The 16,195-nt window shown below is 59.3% G+C and carries 16 protein-coding genes; 15 read left to right on the forward strand and 1 reads right to left on the reverse strand.

Translation table 11 applies throughout. From position 1 onward, the window contains the following. Positions 1 to 44: 44 nt before the first annotated feature. The 3 genes from acnA to PPTH39_RS05240 all read left to right on the forward strand — a co-directional run bounded on the left by acnA (position 45) and on the right by PPTH39_RS05240 (position 5,400). The gene (gene acnA, locus PPTH39_RS05230; protein ID WP_130871723.1) at positions 45 to 2,789 is read left to right on the forward strand and encodes an aconitate hydratase AcnA; all 2,745 of its coding nucleotides are present in this window, start codon (positions 45 to 47) and stop codon (positions 2,787 to 2,789) included. A gap of 173 nt (positions 2,790 to 2,962) precedes the next feature. Next, positions 2,963 to 3,754 carry a CPBP family intramembrane glutamic endopeptidase gene (locus PPTH39_RS05235; RefSeq protein ID WP_095018986.1) on the forward strand — a complete coding sequence of 264 codons (792 nt, stop codon included), beginning with the start codon at positions 2,963 to 2,965 and terminating at the stop codon, positions 3,752 to 3,754. Positions 3,755 to 3,834: 80 nt separating this feature from the next. Then, positions 3,835 to 5,400, forward strand: a complete 1,566-nt coding sequence (locus PPTH39_RS05240) for a methyl-accepting chemotaxis protein (protein ID WP_095002750.1) — start codon at positions 3,835 to 3,837, stop codon at positions 5,398 to 5,400. An 83-nt stretch (positions 5,401 to 5,483) separates the two neighbouring features. Here PPTH39_RS05240 and PPTH39_RS05245 read toward each other — a convergent pair whose 3' ends face one another. Then, positions 5,484 to 6,167 carry an alpha/beta family hydrolase gene (locus PPTH39_RS05245; protein WP_130871724.1) on the reverse strand — a complete coding sequence of 228 codons (684 nt, stop codon included), beginning with the start codon at positions 6,165 to 6,167 and terminating at the stop codon, positions 5,484 to 5,486. 72 nt (positions 6,168 to 6,239) lie between these two features. On the opposite strand from PPTH39_RS05245, the gene ccoN (PPTH39_RS05250) reads away from it, so the two are divergent. From ccoN (PPTH39_RS05250) to PPTH39_RS05305, 12 genes are all read left to right on the forward strand, one after another. Next, a complete protein-coding gene (ccoN, locus tag PPTH39_RS05250) occupies positions 6,240 to 7,664 on the forward strand; it encodes a cytochrome-c oxidase, cbb3-type subunit I (protein ID WP_019826669.1) in 1,425 nt (474 codons plus the stop codon). A gap of 10 nt (positions 7,665 to 7,674) precedes the next feature. Then, complete coding sequence (ccoO, locus tag PPTH39_RS05255) at positions 7,675 to 8,283, forward strand: cytochrome-c oxidase, cbb3-type subunit II (protein WP_095002752.1); 609 nt, start codon at positions 7,675 to 7,677, stop codon at positions 8,281 to 8,283. Positions 8,284 to 8,298: 15 nt separating this feature from the next. Beyond that, positions 8,299 to 8,490, forward strand: coding sequence for a cbb3-type cytochrome oxidase subunit 3 (locus PPTH39_RS05260; protein WP_095002822.1), 192 nt, complete (start codon positions 8,299 to 8,301; stop codon positions 8,488 to 8,490). Continuing rightward, a complete protein-coding gene (gene ccoP, locus PPTH39_RS05265) occupies positions 8,487 to 9,425 on the forward strand; it encodes a cytochrome-c oxidase, cbb3-type subunit III (RefSeq protein WP_095025023.1) in 939 nt (312 codons plus the stop codon). The genes PPTH39_RS05260 and ccoP (PPTH39_RS05265) overlap by 4 nt, the downstream gene beginning before the upstream one ends. A 468-nt stretch (positions 9,426 to 9,893) precedes the next feature. Then, entirely contained in the window at positions 9,894 to 11,336 is a 1,443-nt protein-coding gene (gene ccoN / locus PPTH39_RS05270) for a cytochrome-c oxidase, cbb3-type subunit I (protein WP_095002754.1), read from the forward strand. Then, positions 11,336 to 11,947: a cytochrome-c oxidase, cbb3-type subunit II gene (gene ccoO, locus PPTH39_RS05275; RefSeq protein WP_016780305.1), complete on the forward strand. Its 612-nt coding sequence runs from the start codon at positions 11,336 to 11,338 to the stop codon at positions 11,945 to 11,947. The genes ccoN (PPTH39_RS05270) and ccoO (PPTH39_RS05275) overlap by 1 nt, the downstream gene beginning before the upstream one ends. A 5-nt stretch (positions 11,948 to 11,952) precedes the next feature. Beyond that, the gene (locus PPTH39_RS05280) at positions 11,953 to 12,144 is read left to right on the forward strand and encodes a CcoQ/FixQ family Cbb3-type cytochrome c oxidase assembly chaperone (RefSeq protein ID WP_003447209.1); all 192 of its coding nucleotides are present in this window, start codon (positions 11,953 to 11,955) and stop codon (positions 12,142 to 12,144) included. Next, positions 12,141 to 13,118, forward strand: coding sequence for a cytochrome-c oxidase, cbb3-type subunit III (ccoP, locus tag PPTH39_RS05285; RefSeq protein WP_095002755.1), 978 nt, complete (start codon positions 12,141 to 12,143; stop codon positions 13,116 to 13,118). The genes PPTH39_RS05280 and ccoP (PPTH39_RS05285) overlap by 4 nt, the downstream gene beginning before the upstream one ends. Before the next feature lie 143 nt (positions 13,119 to 13,261). Further along, on the forward strand, positions 13,262 to 13,507 hold the full coding sequence (locus PPTH39_RS05290) for a type II toxin-antitoxin system Phd/YefM family antitoxin (RefSeq protein ID WP_130871725.1): 246 nt from the start codon (positions 13,262 to 13,264) through the stop codon (positions 13,505 to 13,507). Next, complete coding sequence (locus tag PPTH39_RS05295) at positions 13,507 to 13,917, forward strand: type II toxin-antitoxin system VapC family toxin (RefSeq protein WP_095002757.1); 411 nt, start codon at positions 13,507 to 13,509, stop codon at positions 13,915 to 13,917. Before PPTH39_RS05290 ends, PPTH39_RS05295 begins: the two co-directional genes overlap by 1 nt. Positions 13,918 to 14,132: 215 nt before the next feature. Next, positions 14,133 to 15,548, forward strand: a complete 1,416-nt coding sequence (ccoG, locus tag PPTH39_RS05300; RefSeq protein WP_095002758.1) for a cytochrome c oxidase accessory protein CcoG — start codon at positions 14,133 to 14,135, stop codon at positions 15,546 to 15,548. An 11-nt stretch (positions 15,549 to 15,559) separates the two neighbouring features. After that, positions 15,560 to 16,102, forward strand: a complete 543-nt coding sequence (locus tag PPTH39_RS05305) for a FixH family protein (RefSeq protein WP_095002759.1) — start codon at positions 15,560 to 15,562, stop codon at positions 16,100 to 16,102. Positions 16,103 to 16,195 lie beyond the last annotated feature (93 nt).

Below are 16,195 nucleotides of genomic sequence, written 5' to 3' on the forward strand. Positions count from 1 at the left end.
GAAGCTCTGCTTGTGCCACGTGATCCGTCTAAAGGAGTCATTTCATGTCCTCCCTCGATAGCCTGAACACCCTAGCCACACTAAAAGTCGACGATAAGACTTATCACTATTTCAGCCTTGCCCTCGCCGCCAAATCACTCGGCGATTTGAGCAGGCTACCCATGTCACTCAAAGTGCTGCTGGAAAACCTGCTGCGCTGGGAAGACGGTAAAACCGTCACCGAGCCCGACCTCAAAGCTCTGGCCGCCTGGCTCAAGGCACGGCGCAGCGACCGGGAAATCCAGTACCGCCCTGCGCGGGTGCTGATGCAGGACTTCACCGGCGTACCGGCAGTGGTCGACCTGGCCGCCATGCGCGCCGCCATGGCCAAAGCCGGGGGTGATCCGCAACGTATCAACCCGCTGTCCCCCGTGGACCTGGTAATTGACCACTCGGTGATGGTCGACCGGTTTGCCAGCGCCAGCGCCTTCGAGCAAAACGTCGATATAGAGATGGAGCGCAACGGCGAACGCTATGCGTTTTTACGCTGGGGTCAAAATGCCTTCGATAATTTCAGCGTGGTCCCACCCGGTACCGGGATTTGCCATCAGGTGAACCTGGAATACCTGGGCCGCACGGTCTGGACCAAGGATGAAGACGGCCGCACCTACGCCTTCCCCGACACCCTGGTAGGCACCGACTCCCATACCACCATGATCAATGGCCTGGGTGTGCTGGGCTGGGGCGTGGGCGGCATTGAAGCCGAAGCGGCCATGCTGGGCCAGCCCGTGTCGATGCTGATCCCCGAAGTCGTGGGCTTCAAGCTCAGCGGCAAGCTCAAAGAAGGCATCACCGCCACCGACCTGGTGCTGACCGTGACGCAAATGCTGCGCAGCAAGGGTGTGGTCGGCAAGTTCGTAGAATTCTATGGCGATGGCCTGGCGGATCTGCCGCTGGCCGACCGTGCCACGCTTGCCAATATGGCCCCGGAGTACGGCGCCACCTGCGGGTTTTTCCCGGTGGATGAGATCACCCTGGATTACCTGCGTCTTTCAGGCCGCCCAGAGGCCACAGTCAAACTGGTCGAGGCTTACTGCAAGGCCCAAGGGCTATGGCGGGTCGCAGGCCAGGAGCCGGTTTTCAGCGAAACCCTGGCTCTGGACATGGGCACCGTCGAAGCCAGCCTGGCCGGGCCAAAACGACCGCAAGACCGGGTTGCACTGCCCGATGTCGGGCAAGCTTTCGACGACTTTCTCAGCCTGCAATTCAAGCCGGCCACTAAAAAAGAAGAAGGCCGCCTTGAAAGCGAAGGTGGCGGCGGTGTTGCCGTGGGCAATGCCGACTTGATCGGTGAAGCGGACTACAGTTACGAAGGCCATACCTATCGCCTGAAAAACGGCGCTGTGGTGATTGCCGCCATTACGTCCTGCACCAACACCTCGAACCCCAGTGTGATGATGGCTGCAGGCCTGGTGGCAAAAAAAGCCGTCGAAAAAGGCCTGACACGCCAACCGTGGGTCAAGACGTCGCTGGCACCGGGCTCCAAGGTAGTCACCGATTATTACGCGGCCGCCGGCCTGACCCCGTACCTCGACCAATTGGGCTTTGCCCTGGTGGGCTATGGCTGCACCACCTGTATCGGCAATTCCGGGCCACTGCCCGAGCCGATCGAAAAGGCCATTACCCAGTCTGACCTGACCGTGGCTTCAGTGCTGTCTGGCAACCGCAACTTTGAGGGGCGCGTGCATCCGCTGGTGAAAACCAACTGGCTGGCCTCGCCACCCCTGGTGGTGGCCTACGCCCTGGCCGGCACAGTACGCATCGATATCAGCCGAGATCCGCTGGGCACCGGCAAAGACGGAAAACCGGTGTACCTGCGCGATATCTGGCCCAGCCAGAAAGAAATCGCCGACGCCGTGGCCCAGGTGACCACAGGCATGTTCCACAAGGAATACGCCGAGGTGTTTGCCGGCGACGAACAGTGGCAAGCCATCGAAGTACCGCAAGCCGCAACTTATGTCTGGCAAGAGGACTCAACCTACATCCAGCATCCGCCGTTCTTCGACGAAATCAGCGGGCCACTACCGGTGATTGCCGACGTCAAAGGCGCAAACATCCTTGCGTTGCTGGGCGACTCGGTCACCACCGACCATATTTCCCCGGCCGGCAATATCAAGGCTGACAGCCCCGCCGGGCGCTATTTGCGCGACAAGGGCGTAGAACCACGGGACTTCAACTCTTACGGCTCGCGGCGTGGCAACCATGAAGTGATGATGCGCGGTACCTTCGCCAATATTCGCATTCGCAACGAAATGCTCGGCGGCGAAGAAGGCGGCAATACGATCTACATCCCCACCGGTGAAAAACTGCCGATCTTTGACGCGGCCATGCGTTACCAGGCCTCAGGCACTCCGCTGGTGGTGATAGCCGGCCAGGAATACGGTACTGGCTCAAGCCGCGACTGGGCGGCCAAGGGCACCAACCTGTTGGGGGTCAAGGCGGTGATTGCCGAGAGTTTCGAGCGCATCCACCGCTCCAACCTGGTGGGCATGGGCGTGCTGCCCTTGCAGTTCAAGCTCGATCAGAACCGCAAAAGCCTGAACATTACAGGCAAGGAAACCCTGGATATCCTCGGGTTGACCGGTACCGAACTGCAACCGCGAATGAACCTGACCCTGGTGATCACCCGCGAGGACGGCAGCCAGGAAAAAGTCGAAGTGCTCTGCAGGATCGATACCCTTAACGAGGTGGAATACTTCAAGGCCGGAGGGATTTTGCACTATGTGCTGCGTCAGCTGATTGCTTCATAGACGCACCTCAACCTTGTGGGAGCGGGCTTGCTCGCGATTCGGACTACACGGTCTGTCAGCCAGGCCGAGGTGATGCCATCGCGAGCGAGCCCGCTCCCACAGGGCCACGAATCGTTATACTTGCGCACCCCGGACTGGATCCGGGGTGTTTTTTAACGATTGCAAGGATTCACATGATTGCTTTGCCCTGGCCTTATCTGGCACTACTGACCCTGGGCTACGGCCTTGCCCTCAGCTACGGGCAATTAGGCGCTCAAACCCTCATCGCGCTAGCCTTGTTGACTGTCAGCGGATTTGCCGTTGTGCAGAACAAAAGCCATTTGCTGCGCTATGCCGGGCATGCCTTGTTTGTGCTGCTGGCGCTGGCGCTGGCCTTGCACTGGCTGCCAGGTTTCCATAACGGTCGCGCCATCACCCCCACGCGACTGACCCCTGATGCCGTGCCCTTCTCGATGTACTTCAATCTGGACAAACCGCTGATTGGCTTCTGGCTGCTGCTGGTATGCCCCTGGATAGCACCGCGCTTTGCCTGGCGGGTATCCCTGGGGGCCACTGCAATGGGTCTGGCCCTGGCCGCCATTGCGGCGCTGGGCGGAGCGATGCTGCTGGGCATGATTGCCTGGGCACCGAAATGGCCTCATCAGAGCACCCTCTGGCTGCTGAATAATCTACTGCTGGTCACCCTGGTTGAAGAAGCGCTGTTTCGCGGTTACATCCAGGGCGGACTGAGCCGCAAGTTCAAGTTGCTGCCCCATGGGCAGAGCATTGCGCTGGTGCTGGCCTCGATACTGTTTGGCCTGGCCCATGCACCCGCCGGCTGGCAATGGATGCTACTGGCCGGGCTGGCCGGTGTCGGTTACGGCCTGGCCTACCGCTTTGGCGGGCTGGGTGCGGCGATCGCCACCCACTTTGGCCTCAATGTGCTGCATTTCCTGTTTTTTACCTACCCGATGCTCGCCCCCTGAAGGCCAGGGGCCTGAAATATAAATTAAACAATTCCTTGAGCATGCCGACAGCCTGTCAAAGTCTTGCGGATTGAAACGACATGCGTAACAACCAGCCCATCACTCAACGCGAACGCACATTCCCCGCGCAACAACGGTTGATTTCCACGACCGATGCCAAAGGCGTGATCACCTACTGCAACGATGCGTTCAGGGAAATCAGCGGGTTTTCGCGTGAGGAGCTGATACGCGCGCCGCACAATCTGGTGCGCCACCCGGACGTGCCCTCAGCAGTCTTCGAGCATATGTGGAGCACCCTGAAAAAGGGTTCGCCGTGGATGGGCATCGTCAAAAACCGCTGCAAAAACGGCGACCATTACTGGGTTAACGCCTATGTAACGCCGGTTTTCGAGAATGAGCAGGTCGTGGGTTACGAGTCGGTGCGGGTCAAGCCAACGGCCGAACAGATCCGCCGCGCCGAAGCCCTGTACACACGCCTCAACCGCGGCAAATCCGCGGTGCCTCAGCGCGACAAGTGGCTGCCGGTGCTGCAGGACTGGCTGCCCTTTATCCTGGTCAGCCAATTGAGCTTCATGATTGGCGCCATGCTCAATTCGAGCTGGGGTTTTGCCCTGGCAGCCCTGCTGTCGATACCGTTGGGGCTGCTGGGCCTGAGCTGGCAACAGCGCGGGGTCAAACGCCTGCTGCGTCTGGCCGAGCAGACCACCTCCGACCCGTTGATTGCCCAGATGTACACCGACAGCCGTGGCCCGCAAGCGCGTCTGGAAATGTCCATCCTGAGCCAGGAAGCGCGCCTGAAGACCTGCCTGACACGCCTGCAGGATACCGCCGAACACCTCAGCGGCCAGGCCCGTCAGTCCGACATTCTGGCGCACAAAAGCTCGACCGGACTGGAGCGCCAGCGCGTCGAGACCGAGCAAGTGGCTACCGCCGTCAACCAGATGGCTGCCACCACCCAGGAAGTGGCCAGCCATGTGCAGCGCACTGCCGACGCGACCCAGGAAGCCAACCGTCTGACCAGTCGCGGTCGCGATATTGCCGGCGAAACCCGCGAAGCGATCCAGCGCCTGTCGGTTGTGGTGGGTGAAACCGGGGCCACGGTAACGCAACTGGCCAAGGACAGTGACGAGATCGGCGGCGTGGTCGATGTGATCAAGGGCATTGCCGACCAGACCAACCTGCTGGCCCTGAACGCCGCCATCGAAGCGGCACGGGCTGGAGAAATGGGCCGGGGCTTCGCCGTGGTGGCTGACGAAGTGCGCCAGCTGGCGCAACGCACCAGCGCTTCGACCGGGCAGATTCACAGCCTGATCGCCAAGCTGCAGCAGACAGCAGCCACCGCGGTGCAAACCATGGACGCTGGCCATCGTCAGGCGGAAGAAGGCGTAGCGCGGGTACTGGAAGCAGATCAGGCACTGGTGGGCATCAGCGAAGCGGTGGCCAATATCACCGACATGACCACCCAAATCGCGGCAGCGACCGAGGAGCAAAGCGCCGTGGCTGAAGAAATCAGCCGCAATATCAGCACCATTGCCGACCTGGCTGACCAGACCTCAGAGCAGGCGCAGCATTCGGCGCTGCTCAGCGAAGAACTGACCCAGACCGTCAACACCCAGTATTCGCTGGTGGAGCGGTTTAACCGTTAAGCCTTGTGGGAGCGAGCCTGCTCGCGATGGCATCAACACGCTGCAGCGATCCAATCGCGAGCAGGCTCGCTCCCACAAATTGTTCAAGGTTGCTGCAACCACCGCGCAATCCGGTCCGCCGCCGCATCCAGATGCTGCTCATGGGTAAACCCGGAGGCCTTCAACGGCTTAAGGTCGTGATCCCCCGATAGCAGCCACGACACTTCAATGCCCGGCGCCAGCGTGTAGGCCTCTACCGCTTCGCGGTTGCCCAAGGCATCGCGCTCGCCTTGTACGATCAACGTCGGCGTTGCCAATTCAGCCAGGTGCGCCACCCGGGGTTTTTCCGGCTTGCCTGCGGCATAGAACGGATAACCCAGGCACACCAGCGCGTGCACTTGCAGCTCATCGGCCAGCAGACTGGCCATACGCCCACCCATTGACTTGCCGCCAATGGCTAATGGCCCAGCGACATGCCGTCGCACCTCGGTAAAAACTTCACGCCAGCTTTCGAGCAGTTTCGCCTGCTGATTAGGAGGCCTTTTGCCATTATCGAGACGGCGCTGCGCCATATACGGGAACTCGAAGCGCAACACGCTCACCCCGCGTGCAGCAAGGCGTGCAGCCATGCCGTTCATCCAGCTGCTGTCCATCGGCGCACCCGCGCCGTGGGCCAGGATAAGGGTCGCGGTTGAACCCGCTGACGCGCCATTCCACAGCCAGCCCCTGTCCTGCACGCACTGCGCCCATTGATCCCCGTCAATACCGGCCTTGCCCGCTACGACCATGCTTGCCTCGCTTTTAGTCTGCCTATAACTCCAGGCGTGCGTTTGACGCGCCTGAACCGTGGATGGGGAACCATGAACACTTCTACAAGTACCGCCTATAACTACAAGGTGGTCCGCCAATTTGCCATTATGACGGTGGTTTGGGGCATCGTCGGTATGGGGCTCGGCGTTTTTCTCGCCGCGCAGTTGGTTTGGCCAGAACTTAACTTCAATTTGCCTTGGACCAGTTTCGGGCGCCTGCGCCCATTGCACACCAACGCGGTGATTTTCGCCTTCGGCGGCTGCGCGCTGTTCGCGGCTTCATTCTACTCGGTGCAACGCACCTGCCAGGCCACCCTGTTTTCGCCGAAAATCGCGGCGTTTACCTTCTGGGGCTGGCAGCTGGTCATCGTCCTGGCGGCCATCAGCCTGCCACTGGGTTACACCAGTTCCAAGGAATACGCCGAGCTGGAATGGCCGATCGACATTTTGATCACCATTGTCTGGGTGGCCTACGCCATCGTGTTCTTCGGCACGATCATGAAGCGCAAGACCAAGCATATTTACGTGGGCAACTGGTTCTTCGGCGCGTTTATCGTGACCGTGGCGATTTTGCACATCGTCAATAACCTGGAAATCCCGGTCAGTTTCACCAAGTCCTACTCGCTCTACGGTGGCGCCACTGACGCCATGGTGCAGTGGTGGTACGGGCATAACGCTGTGGGTTTTTTCCTGACGGCTGGCTTCTTGGGGATGATGTACTACTTCGTGCCTAAACAGGCCGAACGTCCGATCTACTCCTATCGCCTGTCCATCGTGCACTTCTGGGCATTGATCACCCTGTACATCTGGGCGGGCCCCCACCACCTGCACTACACCGCGCTGCCGGACTGGGCGCAGTCGCTGGGCATGGTGATGTCGCTGATTCTGCTGGCACCGAGCTGGGGCGGCATGATCAACGGCATGATGACCCTCTCGGGCGCCTGGCATAAGCTGCGCAGCGATCCGATCCTGCGCTTCCTCGTGGTGTCCCTGGCCTTCTACGGCATGTCGACCTTCGAAGGCCCGATGATGGCAATCAAGACCGTCAACGCCCTCTCCCACTACACCGACTGGACCATCGGCCACGTACACGCCGGTGCCCTGGGCTGGGTGGCGATGATTTCGATCGGCGCGCTGTACCACATGATCCCGAAAATCTTCGGCCGCCCGCAGATGTACAGCCTGGGCCTGATCAACGCGCACTTCTGGCTGGCCACCATCGGCACCGTGCTCTACATCGCCTCGATGTGGGTCAACGGCATTGCCCAGGGCCTGATGTGGCGCGCAGTCAACGAAGACGGCACGCTGACTTACTCCTTCGTCGAAACCCTGGTGGCCAGCCACCCGGGCTATGTCGTGCGACTGGTCGGTGGTGCAATCTTCTTCAGCGGCATGTTGCTGATGGCTTACAACACTTGGCGCACCGTGCGTAACGCCGAGCCCGCTGAAGTCGTAGCCGCCGCGCAGATGGCCTGAGGAGTTGGCAATGAAACACGAAGTCGTTGAAAAAAATATCGGCCTGATGCTGTTGCTGATGATCCTGTGCGTAAGCGTGGGCGGCCTGACGCAAATCGTCCCGCTGTTCTTTGAAGACGTGACCAACACCCCGGTGGAGGGCATGAAGCCTTACACCGCACTGCAACTGGAAGGTCGCGACATCTACATCCGTGAAGGCTGCGTGCAGTGCCACTCGCAGATGATCCGTCCGTTCCGTGCCGAGACCGAGCGTTATGGTCACTACTCGGTAGCCGGTGAGAGCGTGTGGGATCACCCCTTCCTGTGGGGTTCCAAGCGCACCGGGCCGGACCTGGCCCGCGTCGGTGGCCGCTATTCGGATGACTGGCACCGCGCGCACTTGTACAACCCGCGCAACGTCGTGCCCGAATCAAAAATGCCAGCTTACCCATGGCTGGTGGCCTCGCCGGTAGACAGCAGCCATACCGAGAAAAAACTCGAAGTGATGCGCACCCTGGGCGTGCCTTACACCGACGAAGACATCGCCAACGCCAAGCAGTCCGTGCAGGGCAAGACCGAGATGGACGCTCTGGTCGCCTACCTGCAAGTGCTGGGCACTGCCATCAAGAGCAAGAGGTGAGCCATGGTCTTGGAGATGAGTAGTGGAATGATTCGCGGCCTGGGCACCGTGGTGGTGGCCGTGGCGTTTATAGGCCTGGCGCTGTGGGTGTTCAGCCCGCGACGCAAATCGGAGTTTGAAGACGCGACATTACTGCCATTCAAGGACGATCCAGAGGCGATTCAACACGTCGAGAAAGAACAAGCGTCTAGGAGTAAAAAAGCATGACCACCTTCTGGAGTCTGTACATATGCGTGCTGACTATCGGCACGCTGATCGGCCTGACCTGGCTGCTGGTCAGCACGCGCAAGGGCGAGACTAAAAGCGATACGGTCGAAACCATGGGCCACAGCTTTGACGGCATCGAGGAGTACGACAACCCGCTGCCACAATGGTGGTTCATGTTGTTCGTCGGCACGCTGGTATTTGCCGTGGGCTACCTGATCCTGTACCCGGGCCTGGGCAACTGGAAAGGCCTGCTGCCCGGCTATGAGAATGGCTGGACCGGTGTACATGAGTGGGAAAAGGAAATGGACAAGGCGGACGCCAAATTTGGGCCCATCTACGCCAAATATGCCTCCATGCCCGTTGAGCAAGTCGCTCAGGATCCGGCAGCACTGAAAATGGGCGGGCGCCTGTTTGCTTCCAACTGCTCGGTGTGCCACGGCTCGGATGCCAAGGGCGCTTTCGGCTTCCCTAACCTGGCCGACAACACCTGGCGCTGGGGCGGCGACGCCGACACGATCAAGGCCACCATCATGGGCGGTCGCATCGCGGCAATGCCGGCCTGGGGTGAAGTACTGGGTGAAAACGGAGTCAAAAACGTCGCCGCCTATGTACGCCACGACCTGGCGGGCCTGCCCCTCCCTGAAGGCGCCACTGTCGATCTGACGGCTGGCAAGCAAGCCTACGAAACCACTTGCGTGGCCTGCCACGGGGCAAACGGTAAAGGCATGCCGCTGATGGGCGCGCCAGACCTGACCCAACCTGCCGGTTTTATCTACGGCACCAGCCTGGCGCAATTGCAACAAACCATTCGCCATGGCCGTCAGGGCCACATGCCTGCGCAAAACGATTTGCTGGGCAACGACAAGGTGCAGCTGCTGGCGGCCTACGTGTTCAGCTTGTCACACGGTAATCAAGAGGAAAAAATAGCCGAATAATTACCGGACATTTCCTGCCGCATCATTTTGGTGCGGCAGTTCCCGCCTCAAAGCGCGACCAAGTGTCGCACCTCTTTCAGCCCCGCCATTGCTCTCCCGCCATTCAGGACTAAGCTCAACGCTTGTGTGAGCCGGATCTGTGCAGCGCCACGTCAAGTGAAACTAACCGGTAAGTTGAAGGGCAGCGTTACGGGCCACAATGGTGGGTTTGCACCGGCTATCGTGCATTACGATGTTTGCCGCGCCTTGCCCCCACCTCAACCCGCCCGCCTCGACCCCTCCACTTTTGCCCTGCATGCGGCGTTTTTGGTGAGGTCACTTTGACCTTACTCCGCGCATGGAAAGGCCGCAGAACAAGCCTTGGAAAGCATTGACCGGGGTCATGGTTCGTTGCAATAGCCCTACGCTTTATACATACTTGCGACCGATTTTTATCCTAATAAAATACCTAAACCGTGGAACCTTAGAATGAGCACAGCAATCAGCCCGACTGCTTATAACTATAAGGTAGTCCGCCAGTTCGCCATCATGACGGTGGTCTGGGGGATCCTTGGCATGGGGCTCGGGGTTTTCATCGCGTCACAGCTTGTGTGGCCTGAATTGAACCTTGGCCTCGAGTGGACGACCTTCGGCCGTCTGCGTCCCCTGCATACCAACCTTGTGATCTTTGCCTTTGGTGGCTGTGCATTGTTTGGCACCTCCTACTACGTCGTGCAGCGAACCTGCCAGACACGACTGATCTCCGATTCGCTGGCCTCGTTTACCTTCTGGGGTTGGCAAGCGGTTATCGTCGGCGCGATCATCACCCTGCCACTGGGTTACACCACCACCAAAGAATACGCCGAGCTGGAATGGCCTTTGGCTATTTTGCTGGCCATTGTCTGGGTGACCTACGGCATTGTGTTCTTCGGCACCATCACCAAGCGTAAAACCAAGCATATCTATGTCGGTAACTGGTTCTACGGTGCATTCATTGTCGTGACGGCAATGCTGCATATCGTCAACCACGCGTCCCTGCCGGTGAGCTTCTTCAAGTCCTACTCGGCTTATGCCGGTGCGACTGACGCCATGATTCAGTGGTGGTACGGCCATAACGCGGTAGGTTTCTTCCTGACTACCGGCTTTTTGGGGATGATGTACTACTTCGTGCCCAAGCAGGCCGAACGTCCGATCTACTCCTATCGCCTGTCCATCGTGCACTTCTGGGCGCTGATCACCCTGTATATCTGGGCCGGTCCGCACCACTTGCACTACACCGCACTGCCGGACTGGGCCCAGTCTCTGGGCATGGCGATGTCGATCATCCTGCTGGCACCCAGCTGGGGCGGCATGATCAACGGCATGATGACCCTCTCGGGCGCCTGGCATAAGCTGCGCACCGACCCGATCCTGCGCTTCCTCGTGGTATCCCTGGCCTTCTACGGCATGTCGACCTTCGAAGGCCCGATGATGGCGATCAAGACCGTCAACGCGCTGTCGCACTACACCGACTGGACCATCGGCCACGTACACGCCGGCGCTCTGGGCTGGGTGGCGATGATTTCGATCGGTGCCATGTACCACATGATCCCCAAAGTCTATGGCCAGAAGCAGATGTACAGCACCGGCCTGATCAACGTTCACTTCTGGCTGGCGACTATCGGTACCGTGCTCTACATCGCCTCGATGTGGGTCAACGGCATCACCCAGGGCCTGATGTGGCGTGCGATCAACGACGACGGCACTCTGACCTACTCGTTTGTCGAAGCACTGCAAGCCAGCCACCCGGGCTTTATTGTTCGCGCCCTTGGCGGTGCCATTTTCGCCAGCGGTATGCTGTTCATGGCCTACAACGTGTTCCGCACCGTGCGTGCCTCGAACCCGGTAGAAGCTGAAGCGGCGACCAAGATCGCTGTAGTTGGAGCGCACTGATGATCAAGCACGAAACAATCGAGAAGAACATCGGCCTGATGGCCTTCTTCATGGTTATCGCCGTGAGCATCGGCGGCCTTACCCAAATCGTTCCGCTGTTCTTCCAGGACGTGACCAACACCCCGGTCGAGGGCATGAAGCCGCGTAGCGCGCTGGAACTGGAAGGCCGTGACATTTATATCGCCAACGGCTGTGTCGGCTGCCACTCGCAGATGATCCGTCCGTTCCGTGCCGAAACCGAACGCTATGGCCACTATTCGGTTGCCGGTGAAAGCGTGTGGGACCACCCGTTCCTGTGGGGCTCCAAACGCACCGGCCCGGACCTGGCCCGAGTGGGCGGGCGTTACTCCGATGACTGGCAGCGCGCGCACTTGTATAACCCGCGCAACGTCGTGCCCGAATCGATCATGCCGGCTTACCCGTTCCTCGTTGAGCGCAAGCTGGACGGCAAGGACACCGCGAAAAAAATGGAAGTCTTGCGCACGCTTGGCGTCCCTTACACCGACGAAGACATCGCCGGGGCCAAGGATGCAGTGAAGGGCAAAACCGAAATGGACGCACTGGTGGCTTACCTCCAGGGCTTGGGCACCATCATCAAAAGCAAACGGTGATCTGAATGGATATCGGGATGATTCGTGGCCTGGGCACTGTCGTCGTGATGGTGGCTTTTATCGGTTTGGCATTGTGGGTATTCAGCCCGCGACGCAAGTCAGAATTTGACGACGCGACCCTGTTGCCGTTCAAGGATGATCCCGAAGCCATCAAGCACGTCGAGCAAGAGCAAGCTTCTAGGAGTAACAAAGAATGACTACGTTCTGGAGTCTGTACGTTACAGTCCTCACTCTGGGTACCATCTTCGCCCTGACCTGGTTGTTGCTGGCCACCCGCAAGGGCCAGCGCAGCGAGCAGACCGACGAGAAAGTCGGCCACGCGTTCGACGGCATCGAAGAGTACGACAACCCAATGCCGAAATGGTGGTTCATGCTGTTTGTGGGCACCGTCATTTTCGCCCTCGGCTACCTTGTGCTGTACCCGGGCCTGGGTAACTGGAAAGGCCTGCTGCCGGGCTACCAGTACCTGGACACCAAAGAGCAGACGCCGTTTGCCAATGGTCAGACCGGCTGGACCGGTGTACACGAGTGGGAAAAGGAAATGGCCAAATCGGACGCCAAGTTTGGGCCGATCTTCGCCAAATTCGCAGCCATGCCCATCGAAGAAGTGGCCAAGGACCCGCAAGCACTGAAAATGGGTGGCCGCCTGTTCGCCTCCAACTGTTCGGTGTGCCACGGCTCCGACGCCAAAGGCGCCTACGGCTTCCCCAACCTGACCGACGCCGACTGGCGCTGGGGCGGGACGCCTGCCGACATCAAGACCACCATCATGGCCGGCCGTCACGCGGTCATGCCGGGCTGGTCCGAAGTGATCGGTGAGCAAGGCGTCAGCGACGTGGCCGCCTATGTGCTGACCAGTCTCGACGGGCGCAAGCTGCCAGAAGGCGCGAAAGCCGACCCTGCCAAAGGCAAGGAAATCTACGCGACCAACTGTGCGGTTTGCCACGGGCCGGAGGGCAAGGGCAACCCGCTGATGGGCGCACCCAACCTGACTCACCCGGGGGCGTTTATCTACGGTTCGAGCTTTGCTCAACTGCAGCAGACCATCCGCTACGGCCGTCAGGGCCAGATGCCTGCCCAGGCTGACCTGCAGGGGAACGACAAGGTTCACTTGCTGGCTGCCTACGTGTACAGCCTGTCCCATGGTGATGAAGCCAAGACAGACGAGTAACGCGTTAGTTTGAACGCTGCAAAAAATGGCCCCGCCAACGACAGTTGGCGGGGCCATTTTGTTTCAGGGCTGCAGCAGCTATTGCCGTACGCACCCACAAGGTAGTAACGTTTCTACATTGTATTTTTGGGGAGGATCAGCCCATGACCACCATTTCAAGCCGCGAATTCAACCAGGACACAAGCGGTGCCAAAAAAGCATCGCAACAAGGGCCTGTTTACATCACGGACCGTGGCCGCCCCGCCCATGTACTGCTATGCATGGAGGAGTACCAACGGCTAACCGGCCTGGACACCAGCATTGTCGACCTGCTGGTGATGCCCGAAACAACGCCGGTTGAATTCGAACCCGAACGCGCAGTCATCACGCCGCGCCCAGTGGATTTCTAATGTTCCTGCTCGATACCAACGTAGTTTCTGAACTGCGCAAAACCCAGGCCGACCCTGCAGTGGTGGCCTGGGCCCGCAGCGTCCCGGCTTACAAACTGTATATCTCGGCCATTACCCTGCTGGAAATCGAAACTGGCATCTTGCGCCTGGAGCGCCGCGACCCGGAGCAGGCAGCCCCCTTGCGCAACTGGCTTGAAGTACATGTTATGTCTGCTTTTGCCGGGCGCGTGCTGTCAGTCGATGGCGCCGTTGCCAGACGCTGCGCCCGCCTGCATGTGCCTGACCGCAGCAATGAATGCGACGCCCTGATCGCGGCCACCGCACTGGTGCATGACATGACCGTGGTTACCCGCAATACCCGGGACTTTGCCTTTAGCGGCGCCCCTGTACTCAACCCTTGGGAGCTTTGACTCGGCCAGAACGCAACTCACCTGCAGGTGTAAGTCAATTGATCCATGTCATGAGTTGTTACAACTCCTATACCAACTTGCCATTTTCCGGAACGCGACCAAAGGTCGCACCCTTGAGCTAGAGTCACAGGGGTATCATTACGCTATCGCAACACCTTCTGACCGCGGTCGGCACGTACTGACCGAGGCATTTTCCACTGCCGTGGGACGCACTAATGAGCAATCAGATTCCTGTACACAACGTCACTCCACCTGCCAAAAAACCCGCTGAAAGCACTGATCTGTACGCGGCCAGGGAGAAAATCTACACCCGCGCCTTTACCGGGCTTTTCCGCAATCTGCGCATTGGTGGCGGAGCGCTGTTGTTCCTGCTGTATTTCGGTACGGTATGGCTCAACTGGGGCGGTCACCAGGCGGTGTGGTGGAACCTGCCCGAACGCAAATTCTTTATTTTTGGCGCCACTTTCTGGCCACAGGATTTTATCCTGCTCTCGGGGCTGCTGATCGTCGCGGCCTTTGGCCTGTTCTTTATTACGGTTTACGCCGGGCGCGTGTGGTGCGGCTACACCTGCCCGCAAAGCGTTTGGACGTGGGTGTTCATGTGGTGCGAGAAGGTCACTGAAGGCGACCGCAACCAGCGCATCAAGCTCGACAAGGCACCGATGAGCGCCAACAAGTTTGTGCGCAAGTTCAGCAAGCACACACTCTGGCTATTGATCGGCTTTGTCACCGGCATGACCTTTGTCGGCTACTTCTCACCCATCCGCGAACTGGTGATCGACTTCTTCACTGGTCAGGCTGATGGCTGGGCGTATTTCTGGGTCGGCTTCTTCACCCTCGCCACCTATGGCAACGCCGGCTGGCTGCGCGAGCAGGTGTGCATCTATATGTGCCCGTATGCGCGCTTCCAGAGCGTGATGTTTGATAAAGACACCCTGATCGTTTCCTACGACCCGCGCCGTGGTGAAGTCCGTGGCCCGCGCAAAAAGGACGCCGACTACAAGGCCATGGGCCTGGGCGACTGCATCGACTGCACCATGTGCGTGCAGGTATGCCCAACCGGGATTGATATCCGCGATGGCCTGCAGATCGAGTGCATCGGCTGCGCGGCCTGTATCGATGCCTGCGACAGCATCATGGACAAGATGAACTACCCCCGCGGCTTGATCAGCTACACCACCGAGCACAACCTCTCCGGCCAGAAAACCCATAAGCTGCGTCCGCGCCTGATCGGCTATGCCCTGGTATTGCTGACCATGATGGGTCTGCTGGCCGCTGCGTTCTTTACCCGCACGCTGGTAGGCTTCGACGTGAGCAAAGACCGCGTGCTGTATCGCGAGAACGCCGAAGGGCGGATCGAAAACGTCTACAGCCTGAAGATCATGAACAAGGACCAGCACGACCACACCTACGTGCTGGAGGCCACCGGCCTGCCGGATCTCAAGCTGCAGGGCAAACGCGAAATCAAGGTCGCGGCCGGCGATATCGTCAGCCTGCCGGTCGAGCTGTCAATTGCCCCCGAGAAGCTGCCGTCGAGTACCAACGAGGTGTTCTTTATCCTCAAGGACGCCGACAACAACGACGTCAACGTTAAAGCCAAGAGCCGATTCATCGGCCCACAAATCAGATAAGAGAACTCGACATGCCCGCAGCAAATGCTTCCAGCCCCTGGTACAAGCACATCTGGCCATGGATCATCATTGCCATCCTGGCCTGCTCGGTAACCCTGACCCTGTCGATGGTCACCATTGCCGTGAACAACCCGGACAACCTGGTCAACGATAATTACTACGAGGCGGGCAAAGGCATCAATCGGGCACTGGACCGTGAGCTGCTGGGCCAGACCCTGCAACTCAAAGCCAAGTTGCGCCTGGATGAAATGACCGGCGAAGTCGTGCTGCTGCTTGAGGGCAACAGCAAGCCGCAAGTGCTGGAACTGAACCTGATTTCACCGACCCAGCCGGAAAAAGACCGCAAGGTCAGCCTGAGCCAGAGCGCAACGGAACCGGGTCGCTATATCGGCCAACTGGATGACAAGATTGAAGGTCGCCGCTTTGTTGAGCTGCTGGGTGTTGAAGATGGCAAGACCTGGCGCCTGTTCGAAGAAGAACTGGTCGGCCACGACAAGGACCTGCTGCTGGGCGACGAGCCCATTCAAGGCGCCGAAGACCACAAGTCGAAATAACCCCATCGCGGGCAAGCCCGCTCCCACAGGGATGCGCGAACCCTGTGGGAGCGGTCTTGTCCGCGATGACGTATTTTCTGGTGACACAATATC

Origin of the sequence: Pseudomonas bubulae (genome assembly GCF_900618535.1) — a bacterium.
Classification (GTDB): domain Bacteria; phylum Pseudomonadota; class Gammaproteobacteria; order Pseudomonadales; family Pseudomonadaceae; genus Aquipseudomonas; species Aquipseudomonas bubulae.